Source organism: Stutzerimonas stutzeri, assembly GCF_018138085.1.
GTDB lineage: Bacteria > Pseudomonadota > Gammaproteobacteria > Pseudomonadales > Pseudomonadaceae > Stutzerimonas > Stutzerimonas stutzeri_AI.
On sequence record NZ_CP073105.1, the window covers coordinates 2252404 to 2274793 of the forward strand.

A 22390-nucleotide genomic window follows, 5' to 3' on the forward strand; every position below is an offset into this window, starting at 1 on the left:
CACTGAGGGCTTCATGCAATTGATTCGCACGCTGTTTGCATCTGCGCTGCTGTTTACCTTTGTTCCCGCTCACGCCGACCAGGCCGCTTCGGTACAGCGCCTTACCGGTCTGTTACAGAAAGCCGAGACCCTGACCGGCCGTTTTTCCCAGCTGTCACTCGACGGCACCGGGACTCAACTCCAGGAAACATCCGGCGAGATGGCCCTGAAGCGCCCGGGGCAGTTTCGCTGGCACACCGACGCACCGATGGAGCAACTGCTGGTTTCCAATGGCAAGAAAGTCTGGCTGTACGACCCGGACCTGGAGCAGGTGACCATCCAGACCCTCGATCAACGACTGACACATACGCCGGCTCTCTTGCTCTCAGGGGACGTGTCGGCGATCAACGAGAACTTCGAGGTGTCGCACCAGGAAGCGGGCGAGGTGGTCGATTTCACGCTCAAACCCAAAGCCAAAGACACGTTGTTCGATAGCCTGCGCTTGTCCTTTCGCGGTGGCGTGATCAATGACATGCAGATGGTCGACGGCGTGGGCCAGCGCACCAACATCTTGTTTCAGGGCGTCAAATTGAACCAGCCGCTCAAGGCCGACCTGTTCACTTTCGAGATTCCCAAGGGCGCCGACGTCATCTCCGAATGATCCTCTTCGCTGCCTTCACCCACGCATGCGGCCTGCTTGATTGCAGGCCGTTCGCATAAGAGGTTCCGCCCGCGATGGACCTTTTCAGTCGCGAACCTGCCGCTCAGCCGTTAGCTGCGCGTTTGCGTGCCACCAGTCTCGACGAGTATGTCGGGCAGGAGCACCTGCTGGCGCGCGGCAAGCCACTGCGCGAAGCGTTGGAGCAGGGTGCGCTGCATTCGATGGTGTTCTGGGGTCCCCCCGGGGTTGGCAAGACGACCTTGGCGCGCTTGTTGGCCAAGGTTTCGGATGCACACTTCGAGACCGTCTCGGCGGTGCTGGCAGGCGTCAAGGAAATCCGCCAGGCAGTGGAGATCGCCAAGCAACAGGCGGCGCAGTATGGCCGGCGCACCATTCTCTTCGTCGATGAGGTGCACCGCTTCAACAAGTCGCAGCAGGATGCCTTTCTTCCGTACGTGGAGGACGGCACGCTGATTTTCATCGGTGCCACGACCGAAAACCCTTCGTTCGAACTGAACAACGCCTTGTTGTCCAGGGCGCGCGTGTACGTGCTCAAGAGCCTCGACGAGGCTGCGTTGCGAAGGTTGGTCACGCGCGCATTGACCGAGCCGAAAGGCCTGGGCGATATGCACCTCAGCCTGCCCGAGGAGAGTTTCCAGGTGCTCATGGCTGCGGCTGATGGCGACGGCCGACGGATGTTGAACCTGTTGGAAAACGCTTCGGACCTGGCTGAAGAGGGCGGCGAGATCAGCGTCGAGCTGCTGCAGGATCTGTTGGGCGATAGCCGCCGGCGCTTCGATAAGGGCGGCGAAGCGTTCTACGACCAGATTTCAGCCCTCCACAAGTCCGTTCGTGGCTCCAATCCTGACGCGGCGCTGTACTGGTTCGCACGGATGATCGATGGCGGCTGCGACCCGCTCTACATCGCACGCCGGGTGGTCCGGATGGCCAGCGAGGAGGTCGGTAACGCCGATCCGCGTGCTATGGGGCTGTGTCTGTCGGCCTGGGATGTGCAGGAGCGCCTGGGCAGCCCGGAAGGCGAACTGGCAGTCGCGCAGGCCATTGTCTACCTGGCCTGCGCGCCGAAGAGCAACGCCGTCTACATGGCCTACAAAGCCGCGATGCGCGATGTCGCTGAAAACGGTTCGCAGGAAGTGCCTCTGCATCTGCGCAACGCACCGACACGGCTGATGAAGGAGTTGGGCTACGGCAACGAATACCGCTACGCCCATGACGAGCCGGATGCCTACGCCGCCGGCGAGGACTATTTTCCAGACGCAATGGCGCCGCGTCAGTATTACCAGCCGGTGCCGCGCGGGCTGGAAAGCAAGATTCGCGACAAGCTCGAGCATCTGGCTCGTCTCGATCGGCAAAGCCCACGGCAACGGAGAAAAACATGATTCGGATGGCGCTTGCGGTGGCGGCTGGCGGCGTGGTCGGTACGCTGATCCGCTTCGGTATCGCGACCTGGGTATCGACCCACTGGCCCCGCCATTTCCATCTCGCGACGCTGGCGGTCAATCTGCTCGGCTGTCTGCTGATCGGTTACCTGTATGCGTCTTTTCTGGCGCGCCCGGACATTTCGCCGGAGCTGCGCGGCGGCCTCATCATCGGTTTTCTTGGCGCCCTGACGACGTTCTCCAGTTTTTCGCTCGATGGGCTGCGCCTGCTCGAGAGTGGCCAGCTTGCAACGGCCTTCGGTTATATCGGCGTCAGCGTCCTCGGGGGGCTGATGGCCGCCTGGGCAGGGCTGACGCTCGCCAGGTTATGAACCTGATCGCGATGACAGTAAACTCCGTTTTCGCTCTGCCTTTCCTCAAAGCTTTCATAGACGAGACCCACCATGCTTGATTCGAAACTGGTACGCACACAGCTGCAAGATGTCGCCGATCGCCTGGCTACTCGCGGCTACCAGCTGGACGTGGCGCGTATCGAGGCGCTGGAAGCACAGCGCAAGACCGTGCAGACCCGCACCGAGCAACTGCAAGCCGAGCGCAACGCGCGTTCCAAGTCGATTGGTCAGGCCAAGCAGCGCGGTGAAGATATCGCCCCCTTGCTCGCCGATGTAGATCGCATGGCTTCCGAGCTCAATGCCGGCAAGGTCGAGCTCGACGGCATCCAGTCCGAACTGGACCAGTTGATGCTGAGCCTGCCGAATCTCCCGCACGAGTCCGTCCCTGTGGGCAAGGACGAAGACGACAACGTCGAGGTGCGCCGTTGGGGCACGCCGAAGGCGTTCGAGTTCGAGGTCAAGGATCATGTGGCGCTTGGCGAAACGCATGGCTGGCTCGACTTTGAAACCGCCGCCAAACTGTCGGGCGCTCGCTTCGCCCTGATGCGCGGGCCGATTGCTCGTCTGCATCGCGCCCTGGCGCAATTCATGATCGACCTTCACACCCGCGAACACGGGTATGAGGAGGCGTATACGCCGTATTTGGTTCAGGCTCCCGCGTTGCAGGGTACCGGCCAGTTGCCGAAATTCGAGGAGGATCTGTTCAAGATCAGCCGTGAGAACGAGGCTGACCTCTATCTGATTCCGACTGCCGAGGTGTCGCTGACCAACATCGTGGCCGGTGAGATTCTCGATGCCAAGCAGCTGCCGCTGAAGTTCGTCGCACACACGCCGTGCTTCCGCAGCGAAGCCGGTGCGTCTGGCCGTGATACTCGGGGCATGATTCGCCAGCATCAGTTCGACAAGGTCGAGATGGTGCAGATCGTCGAGCCGAGCCAGTCGTTCGAGGCGCTTGAAAGCCTTACCGGCAACGCCGAAAAGGTGCTGCAGCTGTTGGGACTGCCGTATCGCGTGCTGGCGCTGTGTACCGGCGACATGGGCTTCGGCGCCACCAAGACCTACGATCTGGAAGTCTGGGTGCCGAGCCAGGACAAGTATCGCGAAATCTCTTCCTGCTCCAACTGTGGCGATTTCCAGGCACGTCGCATGCAGGCGCGTTTCCGTAATCCGGAAACCGGCAAGCCCGAGCTGGTGCATACGCTCAACGGCTCCGGTCTGGCGGTAGGTCGCACGCTGGTCGCAGTGCTGGAAAACTACCAGCAGGCGGACGGCAGCATAGAGGTGCCCGAAGTCCTGAAGGCCTACATGGGCGGTATCGAAGTCATCGGCTGATAGCGCGGCCAGCAGGTGTGTTGGGGCCGGTAGTCGGCGCGGTGAATTGCCGCTCCGCAGGCCGGCACCCGGCACTATCCTGACTTCTTGATACCCGACAAGGGCCATCTTCCGCGCAATGGTTGAGATGGACCTACTTTTCCTGCCCCAGGACTCGCTGATGGATTTTCTGCCGCTGTTTCACAATCTCAAAGGTCGCGCGGTGCTGGTCGTCGGTGGCGGCGAGATCGCCTTGCGCAAGGCGCGCTTGTTGTCCGAAGCCGGTGCAGTGCTGCGTGTCGTGGCGCCTGAGATTGAACCGCAGTTGACCGACCTGGTAGAGCGAGGCGGCGGGCAGTCCTGTCTGCGCGGCTATGCCAGCGGCGACCTTGCCGGCTGCGTGCTGGCGATCGCTGCAACCGATGACGAGCCGCTGAATGCACAGGTGTCGCAAGATGCCAAGGCGCTCGGCATACCGGTCAATGTGGTGGATTCGCCCGATCTGTGCACTGTCATCTTCCCTGCGATAGTCGATCGCTCACCGCTGATGATCGCCGTGTCCAGCGGTGGCGACGCCCCGGTTCTGGCGCGGTTGATGCGGGCGCAGATCGAAACCTGGGTACCTGCGGTGTACGGTCAGCTGGCTGGTCTGGCCAAGAAATTTCGCAGTCAGGTCAAGGCTAAGCTGCCGAACGTCCAGCAACGGCGAGTGTTCTGGGAAGAAGTCTTCCAGGGCAACATCGCCGAGCGGGCGATGGCGGGGCAGGCACACGAAGCGGAGCGTCTGCTGGAAGAAAAACTTTCCGGCGCGTCGCCCAAGCGCCTCGGTGAGGTGTACCTGGTCGGTGCGGGTCCTGGCGACCCGGATTTGCTGACCTTCCGTGCGTTGCGGTTGATGCAGCAAGCTGACGTCGTGCTCTATGACCGCCTGGTTGCGCCGGCCATTCTCGACTTGTGTCGTCGTGATGCCGATCGGATCTACGTCGGTAAACAGCGCGCCGAGCACGCCGTCCCCCAGGAGCAGATCAACCAATTGCTGGTGACGCTGGCCCGACAGGGGAAGCGGGTGTTGCGCCTGAAGGGCGGCGACCCCTTCATTTTCGGACGTGGCGGCGAGGAGATCGAAGAGCTGGCGGCTCACGATATCCCGTTCCAGGTTGTTCCCGGCATAACCGCCGCCAGTGGCTGCGCCGCCTACGCCGGTATCCCGCTGACCCACCGTGATCATGCGCAGTCGGTGCGTTTCGTCACCGGGCACCTGAAGGATGGCAGCTGCGATCTGCCATGGTCTGAGTTGGTGGCGCCCAGCCAGACGCTGGTCTTCTACATGGGCTTGGTTGGTTTGCCGGTGATCTGCGAGCAATTGATTGCCCACGGCCGCGCAGCCGATACGCCCGTCGCGTTGATTCAGCAAGGCACTACCAGCCATCAGCGTGTTTTTACCGGCACGCTGGCCAATCTGGCTGCGCGGGTCGCAAGCGAGCAGGTTCAAGCCCCGACGCTGATTATCGTAGGCGAGGTGGTGCAGCTCCGAGAGAAACTCGCCTGGTTCGAAGGGGCTGGTGCCGCGTCCGAATAAACGCGGCGCTCGCATGCATGCACATCAGATGTTGCGCCTGCTCAGCGCGACCAGATTCCCTTGCCTGGCAGCCGGTCGCGATCATGCGGGCGGCCCAACGCCAACTGCGGGCCCTTGGGGATGATGCCGTTGGCGTTGATATGGCGGTGGCTGGCGTAGTAATGGCTCTTGATGTGGACCAAGTCGACGGTTTCGGCGATTCCGGGCCATTGGTACAGTTCGCGCAGCCAGTTGGACAGGTTCGGATAGTCCTCGATCCGCCGCAAATTGCATTTGAAGTGCCCGTAATAGACGGCGTCGAAGCGAACGATTGTGGTGAACAGGCGCCAGTCCGCCTCGGTCAGGTATTCGCCGGTGAGGTAGCGCCGCTGGCTGAGGCGCTGCTCCAACCAGTCGAGTTCGCTGAATAGCTCATCGAACGCAGCCTCATAGGCCGTCTGCGTGGAAGCGAATCCGGCGCGATACACCCCGTTGTTGACCCGCGGATAAATCCGCTCGTTGAGCATGTCGATCTCGGCGCGCAGCGGCTCGGGGCAGAGGTCCAGCGACGATCCGGTCAACTCGTCGAAGGCGCTGTTGAATATGCGGATCAACTCCGCGGATTCGTTGTTGACGATGCGTTGCTGCTGGCGATCCCAGAGCACCGGCACGGTCACGCGGCCGGTGTAGCTTTCGTCGTCGCGGGTGTAGCGCTGATTCAGGTATTGCAGGCCATCCAGCGCGTCACCTGTCGAGCCGGTGCGTTCGTCGAAGGTCCAGCCGTGCTCGGCCATCAGCCAGCTGACGACCGACACATCGATCAACTGGTCGAGCTGCTTGAGCTTGCGATAAATCAGCGTGCGATGTGCCCAGGGGCAGGCGAGCGAAACGTAGAGGTGATAGCGCCCGGCTTCGGCCTTGACGGCCCGTTGACCGTCCGGACCGGGTGAGCCGTCCGCGGTCAGCCAGTCGCGTCGTTGCGCCTGCTCTCGCTGGAATTCGCCATCACGGCTGTTTTCGTACCAGCGGTCCTGCCACTGACCATCGACCAAGAGCCCCATGTGCTGCCTCCGTAAGCTTTCAGGTTAGGGACCAGTCTAGAGAGGATAGTTCGATGGATGGATCACAATCCCCGGCCAAACGCATCGTTCAGACCGATAGGTTGCGTCGCTCCCAGTACTGCCGCGCCTGATTGAATGCGTTCTCGCGCGAATGACCGAGCCCGCGCAGGGCCAGGGCCATCGTCGCCACCACCGCCAGTTCGCCATAGGCATCTTCGGCCTCGCCTCGCCAGACGGCGAGTAGATGCTGCGGATCGAGTTGCGCCGGCTTGACGTGACGTTGTGGCGAAAGCGCCGGCCAGTCCTCGTCCCAGGACTCGCCAGCTTGCGTGCCATACAGGTGCGCAACGCCGTCCGGATTGACCTCGATCTCGCCGCCTTCACCCTTGATGACGATGGCCGTGTCGCCCAGCAAACGGCTGGCTTCGCGATGGTTGGCCTGATAACCGGGGTGGAAAATGCTCTGCAGGCCGCAACGGGCGCCGAGCGGATTGAGAATCCGCGCCAGCGAGTGGATCGGTGAACGCAGGCCGAGAATGTTGCGTTGATCGATCATGCGCTGCAGGCCAGGCATCCAGGCACCGAGCGGTGCGAACGCGAGGTTGTCTCGATCCAGAGCAGCCGCAACGCTTTGCCAGTCTTCGCAACGGGCGATTCCGAGCAGATCGAGCTGCTGCTCGCTATACATTCTTCCTGCGGTATGAGCGCCACCACCGTGCATCAGGATGCGAATGCTATTTTGCGCCAGGCACATGGCCGCGAGCAGGTACCAGGGCAGATGACGTTTCTTGCCGGCGTAGGTTGGCCAGTCGATGTCCACGGCGATTGCTGGTGCGTGCAGCCGTTCGCGCACGGCTTCGGTGAAGCCGGCAAGCTCTTCAGCGCTTTCTTCCTTGTGCCGCAGCAGCATCAGGAAAGCACCGAGCTGGGTGTCCTCGACCTTGCCATCGAGCAGCATGCCCATGGCTTCACGGGCCTCTTCTCGGGTGAGATCGCGGGCGCCGCGCTTGCCTTTGCCCAGGATCCGGACGAAAACGGCGAAGGGGTGTTCGGGGGGCGTGACGAGGCTCATATGCAGTTGCTCGGTTTCGGCAATCCCGCCAGCTTTGCGGCAAGCTTGGCGGGTGTGCCTTTGAATAGACGGTTCAGGTGCATGCTGTTGCCTTTGTCAGGACCGAGTTTCAGCGCGGTGTACTTGATCAATGGCCGCGTTGCTGGAGACAGTTGAAATTCGCGGTAGAACTCGCGCAGCAGATGCAGGATTTCCCAGTGCTCGGATTCAAGGCTAAGGCCTTCAGCCTCGGCCAACGCTTGGGCGACAGGTTCGCTCCAATCCTCGAGATCGACCAGGAAACCCTCCTGGTCCATAGCAATGGCCGTGCCGTTGACGTTCAACGCGCTCATAGCCAGGCGTTCGTCCGTGAGTACCGACAGCACAGCTCGACGAAGCCGGGGTAGTCGACCATTTGCAAACGCTCGGGAAGGTCCGCCAGGCCGCGAGCGGTGACGTCTTCCTCCAGCGCGAACAGACCTATACCGTCTGGCATCAACTCCAGCGCCTGGCGTTGTGCGGTCGATGTTTGTAATGCATAGACTGCATCGCCGCTCAGCAACAGGGCGTCACCGGCCCCGAGAAGGTGCAGGCAGCTGGCCAGGCGGCTATCGGCAAAGGGCGAATGGGAAAGCAGATGCAAAGTGCTCATCAAAGGGTGATCACATGGTCGTAACGGTTGATAAGGGCATTGAGGCCGGCATCGTCGAGCACTTCCATTGACAGCGGCAACGCGCTCTCATCCAGTCCGCGCTCGTCCAGGCTGCGTTTGGCTACGAATAGCGAGTCGACGCCAAACATCGGAAGTGCCTGCAAATTGGCCGTCAGGTCCTTTTGCTGTACATGGGCTGCCTGCTGCGCCGGGGCTAGCTGGAATACGCCGTCGTCGAGGAACAGGAGTCCGAGCGGGAGTTCGAAAGCGCCACCGGCCAGCACGATGTCCAACGCCTCGCGAGCCGTTGGGCCGGACCAAGGCGATTGGCGGGTAATGATCAGCATCGAACGAGCCATCAGTGACCTCCGAAGCAGACGAGGCGATCGGCTTGCTGACCGGCTTCATGAAGCTGCCCCAGGCCGGACAGCTCCCAACCGGGCGCAAGATTCGCGGCAGGGCGCTGATGCCGCTTGGCTTCCTGTTCATCCAGCACGCCACGGCGCAGACCGGCAGCGATGCAGACCACGCCATCGAGTTCATGTGCGTTGACGAAGCGGGCCCATTGAGCCGCTATGTCTTTCTCGTCCTGTGCCGTCACCGGATTGGCTGACGCGCTGTGGACGCCGTCCTGGTAAAGAAACAGCCGGACAATCTCGTGTCCACCCGCCAGTACGGCCTCCGCAAAGCGCAACGCGCGTCGCGAAGCGGGGGAGTGAGCAGGGGAGAACAGGGCGATAACGAATTTCATGGGGCACCGTTGAATTGCTGGGGCACATGATACGCCAGCCACAGAAACGAAAAAGCCCGCCGAAGCGGGCTCGATCGATTGGCTGGCTATCAGTCGTCGCCACCCATGATGCCCATCAGTTGCAGCAGGCTGATGAACAGGTTGTACAGCGAAACGTACAGGCCGATGGTGGCCATGATGTAGTTGCGCTCGCCGCCGTGGATGATCGCGCTGGTCTGGAAGAGAATGCAGACCGAGGAGAACAGCACGAAGCCGGCGCTGATTGCCAGTTGCAGGCCGCTGATCTGGAAGAAGAAGCTGGCGACCATCGCACCCAGCAGGACGAAGAAGCCCGCGGTGATGAAGCCACTGAGGAAGCTCATGTCCTTGCGGGTGATCAGCACGAACGCCGACAGGCCGAAGAACACCAGGGCGGTCATCGACAACGCGGATGCGATCAATTCACCACCGTTGGCTGTGCCCAGGTACATGTTGAGGATCGGCCCCAACGTGTAACCCATGAAGCCGGTGAGGGCGAAGGTGGAAACCAGGCCCCAGGCCGAGTTGCGCAACTTGACGGTCAGGAAGAACAAGCCGTAGAAGCCAACCAGCACCACGAAGATGTTCGGGTAGGCGGCATTGGCTTGCATCGCCATGTAGGCGACAAAGGCACTGAAGGCCAGCGTGATGGCGAGAAGCCCGTACGTGTTGCGTAGAACGCGACTGACTTCCTTCTGTTCAACCTGCGTGTGCGTGGATGCGTACTGTTGCCTGAGCATGGCGACACTCCTATAGATGGATTCAGCCTGGAACGAACTGCCTCGATCATAGCAGAGCTTTCATTTCGTCCTAATAACAGAGTTTGACAGTGTGTTTCGTTCGGGTACTATGGCGGCCGCTCTCTGCGGAGGAGTGGCAGAGCGGTTGAATGCAACGGTCTTGAAAACCGTCGAAGGGGAAACTCTTCCGTGAGTTCGAATCTCACCTCCTCCGCCATCTTCAGAAAAAGGCCCCGATTTTCGGGGCCTTTTTCGTTTGGGGATGCAGGAAGTGGCGATCTATCTGGCTTGCCTCAGACGCCGGACGTCTCCATGCGAAGAGGCTCCGACCTCCTCGGCGTAGTGGCAGGCCACCAGCCTTTCGTCCAGCGGCCGGAATGCCGGTACTTCGGCGCGACAGCGCTCGGTGGCGTGCGGGCAGCGGGTGTGGAAGGGGCAGCCGCCAGGCGGATCGAGCGGGTTGGGCAGTTCGCCGCTGACCTTGATTTTCGGTCGCGCCGCATCGGGCCGAATGCTTGGGGTCGCCGCCAGCAGCACCTGGGTATATGGATGCAAGGGGCGGGTATAGATCAGCTCCGCCGGCCCCATTTCCATCGGGCTGCCGAAATACATGACCAGCACCTTGTCCGCCACGTGACGAACCACCGCCAGGTCGTGAGATATGAACACGTAGCCGGCGTTGAACTGCTCCTGCAGGTCCATGAACAGATTCAGCACCTGCGCCTGAATCGACACATCGAGCGCCGAGGTGGGTTCGTCGGCAATCAGTACCTTGGGATTGAGCATCATCGCCCGGGCCAGGGCGATGCGTTGACGCTGGCCGCCAGAAAACATGTGCGGATAGCGCTGATAATGCTCGGGTCGCAGGCCGACCTGTTGCATCATCGCCTGCACCCGCTCACGGCGCTCGCTACGTGATAGCCCGGTGTTGATGACCAGGGGTTCGGCCAACTGGTCACCAATCTTCTGCCTGGGATTCAGGGACGCGTAGGGGTTCTGAAACACCATCTGCACGTCGCGGCGCAGCTGTTTGCGTTGGGCCTTGTCGGCGCCTGCGACTTCCTGCCCGGCAATTTGCAGCGAACCGGACGTGGGTTCCTCGATGAGCGTCAGCGCCCGGGCAAGCGTGGACTTGCCGCAGCCGGATTCGCCCACCACCGCCAGCGTTTCTCCGGCGGCCAGTTCGAAAGACACCCCGTTCAGCGCACGCACGGTGGCCTGTGGTTTGAATAGCCCGCGCGAGATCTCGTAGTGACGGGTCAGCTCACGTGCGGACAGCACACTGCCTGTCGACGCCTCAATAGACATGATGTTCTCCGGGTGGCTGGCTCGGACGTTGCGCCTCGGGCAGCACTTCAGGTGCTTCGCCAGGCGTCATGTTGCGCGGGAAAAAGCAGCGCACTTCGCCGCGGTCATAGGGCTCCAGCGCAGGCCGCTCTTGGCAGCGCGGCTGGGCATAGGGGCAGCGTGGCGAGAGCAGGCAGCCGGACGGCCGGTCGTAACGACCCGGTACGATGCCCGGCAACGTCGCCAGGCGGCGACTGTTCGAGTGCTCCGGGATCGAGGCCAGCAGCGCTTCGGTATAAGGATGGGCAGGGGCTTCGAAAAGCTGCGGTACGCGACCGGTTTCCACTGCCTGACCGGCGTACATCACACAGACGCGCTGAGCGGTTTCGGCGACGACCGCGAGGTCATGGGTGATCAGGATCAGCGCCATGTTCTGGTCACGCTGCAGGCTCAGCAGCAGATCCATGATCTGCGCCTGGATGGTCACGTCGAGCGCCGTGGTGGGTTCGTCGGCAATCAGCAGCTGCGGCTCGCCGGCAATGGCCATGGCGATGGCTACGCGCTGGCTCATGCCGCCGGAGAGCTGATGCGGATAGGCATCGAGGCGACTGGCCGCGCCGGGAATTTCCACCCGCTCGAGCAGTTCGAGCGCGCGTTGCCGAGCGGCCTTGCCCTTGAGGCCCAGGTGTTGGCGCAGCACTTCCTCGATCTGGAATCCAACCGTGTAGCTGGGGTTGAGCGCGGTCATCGGATCCTGAAAGACCATCGCCAGGTCTTTGCCGATCAAGCGGCGGCGCTGGCGCCCTTTGAGTGTCAGCAGGTCCTGCTCGGCAAACCGGAGGCGATCAGCCGCCACCTTGCCCGGCGGGTCTATCAACCCCATCAGGGCCATCATGGTCACGGATTTGCCGGAACCGGATTCACCGACGATAGCCAGCACTTCGCCCCGCTCGACACGGAGGTCCAGCCCGTCGACGACCGGCGGTGCGCCGTCGTCGCCGAAACGCACCGACAGGTTCTGGATTTCGAGGAGGCTCATGGACGATTCTCCGCCATACGCATTGTGCTTGAGTCGCGCATCGATGAAATCCTCATGCGGCGTTCTTGAGCTTCGGATCCAGCGCGTCGCGCAGGCCGTCACCGAGCAGATTGATTGCCAGCACGCTGAGCAGGATCGCCAGGCCGGGCAGGGAGACCACCCACCAGGCGCGTTCGATGTAGTCGCGAGCCGAGGCCAGCATCGTTCCCCATTCGGGCGTCGGCGGCTGGACGCCAAGACCGAGAAAGCCCAGCGCCGCCGCATCCAGGATGGCCGAGGAAAAACTCAGCGTGGCCTGCACGATCAGCGGCGCCATGCAGTTGGGCAGCACGCTGACGAACATCAGCCGCAGCGTTCCGGCGCCGGCCAGCCGCGAAGCGGTAACGTAGTCGCGATTGAGTTCGGTCATCACCGCCGCGCGGGTCAGGCGTACATAGGAGGGCAGTGACACGATGGCAATCGCGAAGATGGTGTTGATCAGTCCCGGGCCGAGAATCGCCACGATTGCCACCGCCAGCAGCAGTGAGGGCAGGGCCAGCATGATGTCCATCAGACGCATGATGAACGGGCCGATTCCCGTGGGGGAAAAACCGGCCGATAGCCCGAGCAGGATGCCGGGGATCAGCGAGAAAACGACCGAGGCCAGGCCGATCAACAGGGACAGCCGCGCGCCATGAATCAGGCGCGACAGCATGTCCCGTCCCAGCTCGTCGGTGCCCAATAGAAACTGTGACGTGCTGGCCTCTTGCCAGGCGGGCGGGGTGAGCAGGAAGTCGCGGAACTGTTCGGTGGGGTTGTACGGCGCCAGGGCGGGCGCGAACAAGGCGCAGATCACCAGCAGCGACATGAAGATCAGGCCGCCCAGCGCGCCTCTGTTGCGGCGAAAGGCACTCCAGAACTCCCGGAGCGGTGAAGGGTACTCGGTGGTCGGCTCGGCGGCCGGCAGGGTGTCGATGTGGTTCATGTGCCCGACCTCCTTAACGCTGGTGACGAATGCGGGGATTGGCCAGCCCGTAGAGAATATCCACGGTGAAATTGACCAAGATGACCAGGCAGGCGACCAAAAGGATGCCGTTCTGCACCACCGGGTAGTCGCGTGCGCCGATGGATTCGATCAGCCACTTGCCGATGCCCGGCCAGGAGAAGATGGTCTCGGTAAGCACCGCTCCGGCCAGCAATGTGCCGATCTGCAGCCCGAACACGGTGAGGACAGGTATCAGCGCGTTGCGCAGCCCATGGACGAACACCACTCGGTTCGGCGACAGGCCTTTGGCCCGGGCCGTGCGTACGTAGTCTTCGCGCAGCACTTCGAGCATCGCCGAGCGGGTCATGCGAGCGATCACTGCCAGTGGAATCGTCGCCAGCACGATGGCGGGCAGGATCATGTGGTGCAGCGCATCCAGAAAAGCACCTTCTTCGTCACTGAGCAGGGTATCGATGAGCATGAATCCGGTGACTGGCTGCACGTCGTAGAGCAGATCGATGCGTCCCGACACGGGCGTCCAGCCCAGGCCGACCGAGAAGAACATGATCAGGATCAGCCCCCACCAGAAGATCGGCATCGAATAACCGACCAGCGATATGCCCATCACCCCATGGTCGAAAAGCGAGCCGCGCTTGAGAGCTGCTATCACGCCGGCAAGGACGCCGAGCGTACCGGCGATGACCAGCGCGGCGATGGCCAGTTCGAGCGTCGCCGGAAACAGCGTGGTGAATTCCTTCCAGACGCTGGTGCGGGTGCGCAACGACTCGCCGAGGTCACCCTGGGCGAGTCGTCCGATGTAGTCGATATATTGCAGGTAGAGTGGTTTGTTCAGGCCAAGGCGCTCCATGGCCTGGGCATGTAACTCCGGGTCGACCCGGCGCTCGCCCATCATCACTTCCACCGGGTCGCCCGGGATCATGCGAATCAGGGCGAAGGTGAGCAGCGTGATCCCGAAAAAGGTCGGGATCAGCAGGCTCAACCGGCGGGCAACGAAACTGAACATCGTGACAGAACTCCTGATCGGGCGTTGCCGACGACATGTGTGTCGGCGAGGCGATTGCGCGCTGGCTGATCAACCACGACCGATTCGGCTATCGTCGAACGCGGGTCGGGGCTGGTAGGCAAAGCGCGAGCGACAACCGGGCCAGCCCGCAGGCCAGCCCGGTTGCTCATCTCACTAGCGCTTGTTTTCCACGCCGTAGAAGGAGTTGAGTGCGAACGGGCTGATCTTGAAGCCCTCAACGCTGTTGCGCATCGGCTGGTAGACAGTCGAGTGCGCGATGGGGGTGATCGGCACCTGCTCCTGAATGATGTGCTGCGCCTGCTGATAAAGCTTGGTGCGCTCAGCCTGATCTGTCATCCGCTTGGCCTGTTTGACGACCTTGTCGTATTCAGGATCGCACCACATGGAAAAGTTGTTGCCGCCCACCGCATCGCAGCCATACAGGGTGTTGAGCCAGTTGTCAGGATCACCATTGTCGCCGGTCCAGCCGATCAACATGGCGTCGTGCTCGCCAGCATGGGCGCGCTTGATGTACTCGCCCCATTCATAACTGACGATGCGCGCCTTGATGCCGATCTTGGCCCAGTCAGCCTGGATCATCTGAGCCATCAGCTTGGCGTTGGGGTTGTAGGGACGTTGTACCGGCATCGCCCAGAGGGTGATCTCGGTGCCTTCCTTGACGCCGGCCTGCTTGAGCAATTCGCGGGCCTTTTCCGGATTGTATTCGGTGCCCTTGATGCTCTCGTCGTAGGACCACTGCGTAGGCGGGAGGGCGTTCACGGCCAGCTGCCCTGCGCCCTGATAAACCGCCTCGATGATCGACTTCTTGTCGATCGCCATGTCGAGCGCCTTGCGTACTTCGAGTTTGCCGAGCGGCTCGTGCTCCACGTTGTACGCGATGTAGCCAAGGTTGAAGCCGGGCTGGTTTGGCACCTTGACGTTGGGGTCGTCCTGCAGCGCCTTCAGGTCGGCGGGGCGAGGATTCAGTGTGACCTGGCATTCGCCAGCGCGGAGCTTCTGCGCGCGGACCGAGGCATCGGTGGTGATGGCGAAGATCAGGTTGTCGATCTTCACATCGTCCGGGATCCAGTACTCCTTGTTGCCCTTGAAGCGCACCTGCGCGTCTTTCTGGTAGCGGCTGAAGACGAACGGCCCAGTACCGATCGGCTTGCGGTTGATCTGCTCGGCGTTGCCGGCCTTGAGCAGTTGATCGGCATATTCAGCCGAGTGGATCGAGGCGAAGTGCATCGCCATGTTCTGGATAAAGGCCGCGTCCACCTTGTCGAGTGTGAAACGCACCGTCATGTCGTCGACTTTTTCGACTTTGGTGATGTTCTTGTCCATTCCCATGTCGGTGAAGTAGGGAAACTCACTGGGATAGGCTTTTCGGAACGGGTGGTTCTTGTCCAGCATGCGCTGGAAGGTAAAGACTACGTCGTCTGCGTTGAATTCGCGGCTGGGCTTGAAGTAGTCGGTGGTGTGAAATTTAACCCCGGGGCGCAGATGAAAGGTGTAGGTCCGGCCGTCGTCGCTGATGTCCCAGCTGGTCGCCAGGCCGGGCTTGGCGAGGGTGCCGCCGCGCTCGAATTGCGCGAGACGGTTGAATACGGTTTCAGCGGAGGCGTCAAAGTCGGTGCCGGTGGTGTACTGGCCCGGGTCGAAGCCGGCTGGGCTGCCTTCGGAGCAATACACCAGGTTGCTGGCAGCGAAGCTCATGGATGAGCCGAGGAGTAGTCCCGCGGCGAGCAACGCTCGGATGGAAAGATCGTTTCGCATGCAAACCTCATTCTTTTTTATGTTCATCGAGGGTTGGTCTTGTGGACCGAACAGTGGCTCACTGCACGCCGGTGTCGCCGTTGGGGTTCGCCCGCTCGGCGCAGAACACTGTTGGAGACCGAGTCCAGAAGACTACAGCCTAGCCTGTCTCGAAATTAAGTCATGCTGAAAACACGGTCAACCGAAATTAAGTACGGCTAAATATCGTCGACGTGGTTTCAGGCTCGAGCTCAAGCAATAGCGATGCCAGTTAACGAGTGGCCAGGTCGTCGAACAGGCCCATGGTGGTGACGGTGAGCACTTCGGCAACCTGATCGCCGATGTTGGCCAGGTGATGGGGTTTGCCCGCATCGAAGTGAATGGAGTCGCCGCAAGCCAGCGGATAGTCGCGACCGTCGACTGTGTAGACGATTCGCCCGGACAGTACATAGGCGAATTCGGCGCCTTCATGAGCGATTAGTTCGGACTGGTAACCCACCGGCATACTGACCTTGACGGCGTTGAGCAGATTGCCCGGAAAGTTCGTCGACAGCCGTTCGTAGGTCAACGGCTGGCCCTCGATGGTGTAGCGCACGCGCTCGCCCTGATGCGAGTCCGGTTGTGCCTGGCTGGGCTGGTCGAACAGTGAGTTGAGCGGAACGCCGAGTGACTTGGCGATGTTTGCCAACGACGATATCGAGATGCCCGTGAGGTTGCGCTCGGCCTGGGAGAGGAAGCTCGCCGTCAGCCCGGACTCCTGGGCAACCTGGTTCAGGGTCTTGTTCGCGGCTCGTCTGTGCCGGCGTAAACGCTCACCGATGCGATCGACTGTCATGGGGTCCCGCCTTGTGAAAGTGGCCAGTATACGGCCAGCCCGATGCGCTCGCGCCAGCCCTGGTTCCGGCAAAATAGCAGGCGCAATGAAAAAACCTTTGCTTGGAAATTTAAGCTGTACTTAAATTCTGCCGTCATTTACTCGAATGGGGAACAGGCATGACCATCGGTGTCGGCGGCAGTACGCAAGAGGAGGCGCTCGGGCGCTTGCGCCATATGCTCGAAGGCGTCGAGCCGATCGCTGCGGCCGAGTACCAGGCGCGTATCGACAAGGCGCAGGAACGCATGCGGCATCTCGGCCTGGATGCGATCTTTCTCAGCGCCGGGGCCAACCTCGAATATTTCACCGGGGTGCGATGGTCTCCGAGCGAGCGCATGGTTGGTGCGTTGCTGCCCGCTAACGGTGCGCTGCAGTACCTTGCACCCGCATTCGAACAAGGCACGATTCGCGATTTCATGGTCGTCGAGGGCGCGATCAACGGCTGGCAGGAGCACGAAAGTCCCTATCGGCTGTTGCTCGACTGCTTGCAGCGCATGGGGATCGTCCCGAACACCAGCCTGCGCCCACGGATAGGTCTCTGCCCGTCGTTGCCGTTCTTCATGTTCGATGGCCTGCGCCTGCTCGATCCCGGTTACGCGTTCACCGATGCAAGCGTGGTGACCGCCTATTGCCGGCAACGAAAATCAGCCGCCGAGCTGGCGTTGATGCAGCGGGCCAAGGACATGACGCTGGCCGTGCACGAGGCCGCCGCGAGCATTCTTCATGAGGGAATCAGCACCACCGAAGTGGTCCGCTTTATCGAGCATGCACACCGAGCGGTGGGCGCGTCGGGTTCGACCTTCTGCATCGTGCTGTTCGGCGAGGCGAGTGCCTTTCCCCACGGCGTGAAATATCCGCAGACGCTCAAGCGAGGCGATATGGTGCTGATCGACACCGGTTGTTACGTGCACAGCTACCAGTCGGATATCACGCGCAGTTACGTATTCGGCGAGCCGGACGAGCGTCAGCGGGCGCTCTGGGCATTCGAAAAAGACGCCCAGCTGGCAGCTTTCGCCGCAGCGCGACTCGGCGCTCGCTGTGAAGAGGTCGACGCGGCGGCTCGCCATAGCCTGGAAGCTTCCGGCCTGGGGCCTGGCTATCAACTGCCGGGGCTGCCCCACCGAACCGGCCACGGAATTGGCCTCGAGATCCACGAGAGTCCCTATCTGGTGCAGGGCGACCAGACACCTATCGAGGTGGGCATGTGCTTCAGTAATGAGCCGATGATCTGTGTACCCGGCGAGTTCGGTATTCGCCTGGAGGATCATTTCTACATGAGTGAAGAGGGGCCGCGCTGGTTCACCGAGCCGAGTCATAGCATCGACGATCCCTTCGGGCTGGACCGCTGACCAGCCGGGGCGCTGCGCTGAACTGCACCGGCAAACAAAACGTTGACTGTGCTTGTTCAAGGCTGATCGGGCCTGCCTAGAATCGAGGGTCCAGCCACCCACCCACCCGGACCTCATCTCATGTCTTCGCGCCGCTTCCCGCTGCTGCTCGTGGGCGCTTTCCTCGCGCTCTACCTGATCTGGGGCTCCACCTACTTCGTGATCAAACTGGGAGTCCAGGCCTGGCCGCCGATGCTGCTGGCCGGGCTGCGCTTCGTCATCGCCGGAACCCTGATGTTCGGCTGGCTGCGCTGGCGTGGAGTGCCGATGCCAACGGCGAAGGAGTGGCGTGCTTGTGCGATCGTAGGCTTCTTGCTGCTCAGCTGCGGTAACGGCGGGGTGACCATTGCCGAGCACCTTGGCGTGGCGTCGGCCGTGGCGGCGTTGGCCATCGCCACCGTGCCGCTGTTCGCGCTACTGTTCGGCTTGATCTGGAGCCAGCGCACCACCGGGCTGGAATGGGGTGGTATCGTGCTCGGCCTGGTGGGGATCGGCCTGCTCAATCTCGGCCACAACCTGCAGGCAAGCCCGCTTGGGGCCGTGCTGGTCTTGCTGGCGGCGGCAAGCTGGGCGTTCGGTTCGATGTGGAGCCGCCATCTCAGCCTGCCGAGCGGAGCCATGGCCAGCGCGGCGCAAATGCTCATCGGCGGAGCCGTCTTGCTGGCGGGCAGCCTTGCCAGCGGCGAGCGCCTTGAACAAGCACCCGATGCCGCAGGCTGGTTCGCCTTGGCTTATCTGACACTGCTCGGCTCCATCGTCGCCTTCAGCGCCTATCTCTACCTGCTCAAGCATGTGCGACCCGCCGCGGCTACCAGCTACGCCTATGTCAATCCGGTGGTAGCCGTGCTGCTGGGGGTGACGTTCGCCGGGGAACGGATCGGTACCGAAGAATGGTTGGCAATGACAGTCATCATATCTGCAGTGGTATTGATCGGCCTGCCGCAGTGGCGCAAACCGCCAGCTGCCGCCAGTGCTAAAGCCGTCTGAATGGCGAAGATCACCTCGACCCGCTAGGGTTGTATGATGAGTTGCGCGGGCCACGCGCAGCGGAGGCTCAGAACAACCGCCGTTGAGCGAGCGGTTCCTGATTCTGTCGGCTTCCGCTGGCCAGGCCTGCACATCCAATCCGTATCTTCTTATCGACAGGCGAACCGATGCCCGCTGCGAAAACCCCTGCCGCCAACGACACCGTCTTCATCCTTTCCCTGGTGATCTTCAATTTCATCTCGTTCATCTCCATCGGCATTCCACTGGCGTCTTTGCCGGGCTACATCCATGAAAACCTCGGGTTCAGCACCGCCATTGCAGGCATCGTCATTGGTGCGCAGTACCTGACGACCTTGCTATGCCGCCCACTTGCCGGTCGGCTGGCCGACGAGCGTGGCGCGAAGAAGACGGTGTTGATCGGTATGGCTTCAGGTCTGAGCAGCGGTTTGCTGCTGCTGATTTCGGCGTTGCTGTCGTCTTGGCCCACAGCGAGCCTGGCCGTGATGCTGGGGAGCCGCCTGATTCTGGGGTTTGCCCAGAGCCTAATCGGCATCTCGGCCATCACCTGGGGGATCAGCCGTCTGGGACCGGAAAGCACCGCACGGATGATCTCCTGGAACGGTGTCGCTGCTTATGGCGGGGTGGGTATCGGCGCGCCGCTGGGTGTGTATCTGGAACAATCGCTGGGCTTGTGGAGCCTGGGCGTGGTGACAATGCTGCTCGCGGCGAGCGGATTGGCACTGGCCTGGCGCCGGGGCGACGCGCCGCTCAACCCGGGCGAGCGCTTACCGTTCGGCAAGGTACTGTGGAAAGTCGCTCCGCCTGGCCTGAGCCTGTCGCTGGCCACCATTGGCTACGGCACGCTGACCGCCTTCATTGCGCTGTACTACAGCTCGCGCGGCTGGGAAGGCGCCGCCTGGTGCCTGACGGCCTTCGCCTTCGCTTTTATCGGAACCCGGTTGCTGTTCCCCAACCTGATCAACCGTGTCGGTGGCTATTCGGTTGCGGTGGTCTGCCTGGTGGTGGAGATTTTCGGGCTGACGATGCTCTGGCTTGCCGAGGCGCCGAGCGTGGCCCTGGCCGGTTCGGCGCTGACCGGATGCGGCCTGTCCTTGCTCTATCCGGCGCTGGGCGTGGGCGTGGTCTCTCGCGTCGGGGCCGTCAACCGCAGTTCAGGCCTCAGTGTCTTCGCCATGTTCTTCGACCTCGCGCTGGGCCTGTCTGGTGCAATCATGGGCGCGCTGGCCGTCTACATCGGCATGCAGAACATTTTTCTCGGCGCGGCGGCGATGGCCGTGGCTGGCCTTGCGATCGTCTGGGTGTTGCTCAAGCAGGAGCGCAAGGCCGAAGGATGACCCATGTGGTGGCGCTAGTTGAGTCCTGGGATCAAGCTGAGTGACGCCTGTCGCAGCGAACTCGTCAGCGTGAGGTAGAAAGGGGGAGGGTGTTACGGGAAACGGGCAGTTGCTGGGGAGGGGCGCCGTTGAGCCCGGCACCCGCTACCGCAACATTTGCGAAAGAGCGCCTGTAACGCAACGAATGTCCACGTGGGTCATCTTCCCGCCGCGCACATGCCGACATCCAGCGACGCACGTCGCGCCAGGGCCGCGGCGCTCGGCCGATAGCTGCCCTTGCCTCGCTGGAGTTGCTTCCAGAACTCCAGCGGCTGCTTGGTGCTGAGGTCCGATTGCTTCACCAGATTTTCCAGGGTCTTGCTGCTCATGTGGCCTCCAATAGCTCGGTCGAGTGGTTGGTGGTCTTGATAAAAGTCGCGTCCTTGCGCCAGCCGTCGCGGCTTTCCATGGAGCAGAGATTGCCTGGATGGAGTTACAGCTTGTTGACAGGTCGTTCAGGATTGGCCTGCTGGACGAACGGTCAGCCTTGGGCGTGACAGCCTGCCCTGGGTGAATCGACCCAGGCAAATTGACATGTAGCTGTAGGCCTCGTCATTACTCCAATTGCCGTCTCGTTGCTATCGAAATGCAATCAGTTAGCACGCCGCTAGATATATAAAGCGAATAACGGCTGCGCCTAATCTGGCATCAACCGTTCATCGTTCGGGGAGAATCGTTTCGAACTATTGCCCGCATGTCGCCCTCCGAGATAGTGAGGCGGTTGTAATGCAGTCGCCATTTTTAATTAGCATCACTCACGTAACTGGAGATATCTCATGTCGAATGATAAGAGCGGAAATCCGGGCAACTTTGCTAATGATCGCGAGAAGGCTTCCGAAGCTGGACAAAAGGGCGGCCACAACAGCGGCGGCAACTTTGCAAACGATCCGCAGCGCGCCTCTGAAGCTGGCCAGAAAGGCGGCCAGAACAGCGGCGGCAACTTCGCCAATGACCGTGAGAAGGCGTCAGAAGCCGGCCAGAAGGGTGGTCATAACAGCGGCGGCAACTTCGCTAACGATCGTGAAAAAGCGTCCGAAGCTGGCAAGAAAGGCGGCCAGAACAGCCACGGCGGCGGTCGCAATTCGTAATAGGTTATCGCCGCTGCGGTAACCGGTACGAATATAAGCGGGACCTGTATATCAGGTCCCGCTTTTTTTTTGTTCTTTTTTAGGAAGTTCATGAAAGTACATTGGAAGTTTTAAAGGCATCAGCCGTATTGATCGACGCACGGTCTTTATTGCTACATGCAGTCGTAGACAGTGAGCTCCGTTGGTGTTCGGACTCTTCAGGTAATTTCTTCTGACAGGCGGGAGGGGCGGCGCGACGGCCTGAAGTTGATCGTCGTAGAAGGCATTCTGGCTGCGCGTTGGAGAGATATGCGTTGACGGCTGAACTCATCGGAGCCGTTGCGGCCGAAATAGATAGATACAAAAACAGAAGTAGGACATGGCCCAGATTTTTCCTCGTTCGGCTGACATGTGGCTGCGCCTGGCCTTGCTCATCCTGTTTGGCGGGCTGGTCTTGCTGTTCGTGGCGCTCGCGGTGCTGGACCGCTCCGATTACAACACCGGCAAGGGCTGGGTGGTGCGCCAACCGGTGCCTTTCAGCCATGAACACCACGCGGGTGCGCTGAAGATCGATTGCCGCTACTGCCACGACAGCGTCGAAGTCAGCGCCGTGGCGGGGCTGCCACCGACTGACACCTGCATGAGTTGTCACTCGCAGATCTGGACGGGCGCCGAGATGCTTGCGCCAGTGCGCCAGAGCCTGGTCGAAGGTAAGCCGCTGCGCTGGAATCGCGTAGCCGAGCTGCCGGACTACGTCTATTTCCAGCACAACGTCCACGTCAACGCCGGGGTGGGTTGTGAGACCTGCCATGGCCAGGTCGACACCATGCCGCTGATGTATCGAGCGGAGACCTTCACCATGAGCTGGTGTCTGGATTGTCACCAGGACCCCGCGCCGCGGCTGCGGCCACGCGCTGCGGTGACCACCATGGGCTGGAAGACCGAGCACGACCGTCGTGCGGTGGGCGAGCGAATGATCGAGGAGCACCACGTCGACACCGAAAACCTGACCCACTGTTATATCTGTCACAGGTAAC

General features: G+C 61.5%; 24 protein-coding genes and 1 tRNA gene. 11 read left to right on the plus strand and 14 right to left on the minus strand.

Features of this window, described 5'->3' with window-relative positions; translation table 11 throughout:
* Nucleotides 1-13: 13 nt before the first annotated feature.
* The 5 genes from lolA (at nt 14) to cysG (ending at nt 5322) form a co-directional block, all read left to right on the plus strand.
* Nucleotides 14-640, plus strand: a complete 627-nt coding sequence (lolA, locus tag KCX70_RS10465; RefSeq protein ID WP_021207787.1) for an outer membrane lipoprotein chaperone LolA — start codon at nt 14-16, stop codon at nt 638-640.
* Between the two features lie 74 nt (nt 641-714).
* Complete coding sequence (locus KCX70_RS10470; protein WP_021207786.1) at nt 715-2040, plus strand: replication-associated recombination protein A; 1326 nt, start codon at nt 715-717, stop codon at nt 2038-2040.
* Nucleotides 2037-2411, plus strand: a complete 375-nt coding sequence (crcB, locus tag KCX70_RS10475) for a fluoride efflux transporter CrcB (RefSeq protein ID WP_212620118.1) — start codon at nt 2037-2039, stop codon at nt 2409-2411. The genes KCX70_RS10470 and crcB overlap by 4 nt, the downstream gene beginning before the upstream one ends.
* Before the next feature lie 72 nt (nt 2412-2483).
* Nucleotides 2484-3764, plus strand: a complete 1281-nt coding sequence (gene serS, locus KCX70_RS10480; RefSeq protein WP_212620119.1) for a serine--tRNA ligase — start codon at nt 2484-2486, stop codon at nt 3762-3764.
* Nucleotides 3765-3924: 160 nt separating this feature from the next.
* Complete coding sequence (gene cysG, locus KCX70_RS10485) at nt 3925-5322, plus strand: siroheme synthase CysG (protein ID WP_212620120.1); 1398 nt, start codon at nt 3925-3927, stop codon at nt 5320-5322.
* A 41-nt stretch (nt 5323-5363) separates the two neighbouring features.
* Here cysG and KCX70_RS10490 read toward each other — a convergent pair whose 3' ends face one another.
* The 7 genes from KCX70_RS10490 to KCX70_RS10520 form a co-directional block, all read right to left on the minus strand.
* Nucleotides 5364-6362: a glutathione S-transferase family protein gene (locus KCX70_RS10490; protein WP_212620121.1), complete on the minus strand. Its 999-nt coding sequence runs from the start codon at nt 6360-6362 to the stop codon at nt 5364-5366.
* A gap of 88 nt (nt 6363-6450) precedes the next feature.
* Entirely contained in the window at nt 6451-7434 is a 984-nt protein-coding gene (locus tag KCX70_RS10495; RefSeq protein ID WP_212620122.1) for a glycosyl transferase family protein, read from the minus strand.
* Entirely contained in the window at nt 7431-7766 is a 336-nt protein-coding gene (locus KCX70_RS10500) for a TusE/DsrC/DsvC family sulfur relay protein (RefSeq protein ID WP_212620123.1), read from the minus strand. The genes KCX70_RS10495 and KCX70_RS10500 overlap by 4 nt, the downstream gene beginning before the upstream one ends.
* Nucleotides 7763-8065: a sulfurtransferase complex subunit TusB gene (gene tusB / locus KCX70_RS10505; RefSeq protein WP_212620124.1), complete on the minus strand. Its 303-nt coding sequence runs from the start codon at nt 8063-8065 to the stop codon at nt 7763-7765. The genes KCX70_RS10500 and tusB overlap by 4 nt, the downstream gene beginning before the upstream one ends.
* Nucleotides 8065-8424, minus strand: a complete 360-nt coding sequence (tusC, locus tag KCX70_RS10510; protein ID WP_212620125.1) for a sulfurtransferase complex subunit TusC — start codon at nt 8422-8424, stop codon at nt 8065-8067. The genes tusB and tusC overlap by 1 nt, the downstream gene beginning before the upstream one ends.
* Nucleotides 8424-8816, minus strand: coding sequence for a sulfurtransferase complex subunit TusD (gene tusD / locus KCX70_RS10515; RefSeq protein ID WP_212620126.1), 393 nt, complete (start codon nt 8814-8816; stop codon nt 8424-8426). The genes tusC and tusD overlap by 1 nt, the downstream gene beginning before the upstream one ends.
* A gap of 89 nt (nt 8817-8905) precedes the next feature.
* Nucleotides 8906-9574 carry a Bax inhibitor-1/YccA family protein gene (locus KCX70_RS10520; RefSeq protein ID WP_021207776.1) on the minus strand — a complete coding sequence of 223 codons (669 nt, stop codon included), beginning with the start codon at nt 9572-9574 and terminating at the stop codon, nt 8906-8908.
* Between the two features lie 127 nt (nt 9575-9701).
* On the opposite strand from KCX70_RS10520, the gene KCX70_RS10525 reads away from it, so the two are divergent.
* Nucleotides 9702-9791, plus strand: a tRNA-Ser gene (locus KCX70_RS10525).
* Between the two features lie 62 nt (nt 9792-9853).
* On the opposite strand, the gene KCX70_RS10530 is transcribed toward KCX70_RS10525, so the two are convergent.
* From KCX70_RS10530 to KCX70_RS10555, 6 genes are all read right to left on the minus strand, one after another.
* On the minus strand, nt 9854-10882 hold the full coding sequence (locus tag KCX70_RS10530) for a peptide ABC transporter ATP-binding protein (protein WP_212620127.1): 1029 nt from the start codon (nt 10880-10882) through the stop codon (nt 9854-9856).
* Nucleotides 10872-11900: an ABC transporter ATP-binding protein gene (locus tag KCX70_RS10535; RefSeq protein WP_212620128.1), complete on the minus strand. Its 1029-nt coding sequence runs from the start codon at nt 11898-11900 to the stop codon at nt 10872-10874. The genes KCX70_RS10530 and KCX70_RS10535 overlap by 11 nt, the downstream gene beginning before the upstream one ends.
* Nucleotides 11901-11952: 52 nt before the next feature.
* A complete protein-coding gene (locus KCX70_RS10540; RefSeq protein WP_212620129.1) occupies nt 11953-12864 on the minus strand; it encodes an ABC transporter permease subunit in 912 nt (303 codons plus the stop codon).
* A gap of 13 nt (nt 12865-12877) precedes the next feature.
* A complete protein-coding gene (locus KCX70_RS10545; protein ID WP_021209781.1) occupies nt 12878-13888 on the minus strand; it encodes an ABC transporter permease subunit in 1011 nt (336 codons plus the stop codon).
* A 174-nt stretch (nt 13889-14062) separates the two neighbouring features.
* Nucleotides 14063-15664 (minus strand): ABC transporter substrate-binding protein, encoded by a 1602-nt coding sequence (locus KCX70_RS10550; RefSeq protein WP_212620130.1) that lies wholly within the window; start codon nt 15662-15664, stop codon nt 14063-14065.
* A gap of 250 nt (nt 15665-15914) precedes the next feature.
* Entirely contained in the window at nt 15915-16478 is a 564-nt protein-coding gene (locus tag KCX70_RS10555) for a cupin domain-containing protein (protein ID WP_102850724.1), read from the minus strand.
* A 158-nt stretch (nt 16479-16636) separates the two neighbouring features.
* On the opposite strand from KCX70_RS10555, the gene KCX70_RS10560 reads away from it, so the two are divergent.
* The 3 genes from KCX70_RS10560 (at nt 16637) to KCX70_RS10570 (ending at nt 20247) form a co-directional block, all read left to right on the plus strand.
* Nucleotides 16637-17866: a M24 family metallopeptidase gene (locus KCX70_RS10560; RefSeq protein WP_212620131.1), complete on the plus strand. Its 1230-nt coding sequence runs from the start codon at nt 16637-16639 to the stop codon at nt 17864-17866.
* 120 nt (nt 17867-17986) lie between these two features.
* Nucleotides 17987-18892: a drug/metabolite exporter YedA gene (gene yedA, locus KCX70_RS10565; protein WP_212620132.1), complete on the plus strand. Its 906-nt coding sequence runs from the start codon at nt 17987-17989 to the stop codon at nt 18890-18892.
* Between the two features lie 167 nt (nt 18893-19059).
* Nucleotides 19060-20247, plus strand: coding sequence for an MFS transporter (locus KCX70_RS10570; protein ID WP_212620133.1), 1188 nt, complete (start codon nt 19060-19062; stop codon nt 20245-20247).
* Between the two features lie 197 nt (nt 20248-20444).
* Here the strand turns inward: KCX70_RS10570 and KCX70_RS10575 are convergent, their stop codons facing one another.
* Entirely contained in the window at nt 20445-20615 is a 171-nt protein-coding gene (locus KCX70_RS10575; protein WP_212620134.1) for a hypothetical protein, read from the minus strand.
* A 447-nt stretch (nt 20616-21062) separates the two neighbouring features.
* Here KCX70_RS10575 and KCX70_RS10580 point away from each other — a divergent pair, with 447 nt between their 5' ends.
* Together KCX70_RS10580 and KCX70_RS10585 are read left to right on the plus strand one after the other, a co-directional pair.
* Nucleotides 21063-21374, plus strand: coding sequence for a general stress protein (locus KCX70_RS10580; RefSeq protein WP_212620135.1), 312 nt, complete (start codon nt 21063-21065; stop codon nt 21372-21374).
* Nucleotides 21375-21732: 358 nt separating this feature from the next.
* Nucleotides 21733-22389 carry a cytochrome c3 family protein gene (locus KCX70_RS10585; RefSeq protein WP_212620136.1) on the plus strand — a complete coding sequence of 219 codons (657 nt, stop codon included), beginning with the start codon at nt 21733-21735 and terminating at the stop codon, nt 22387-22389.
* The last annotated feature ends 1 nt before the right edge of the window (nt 22390 follow it).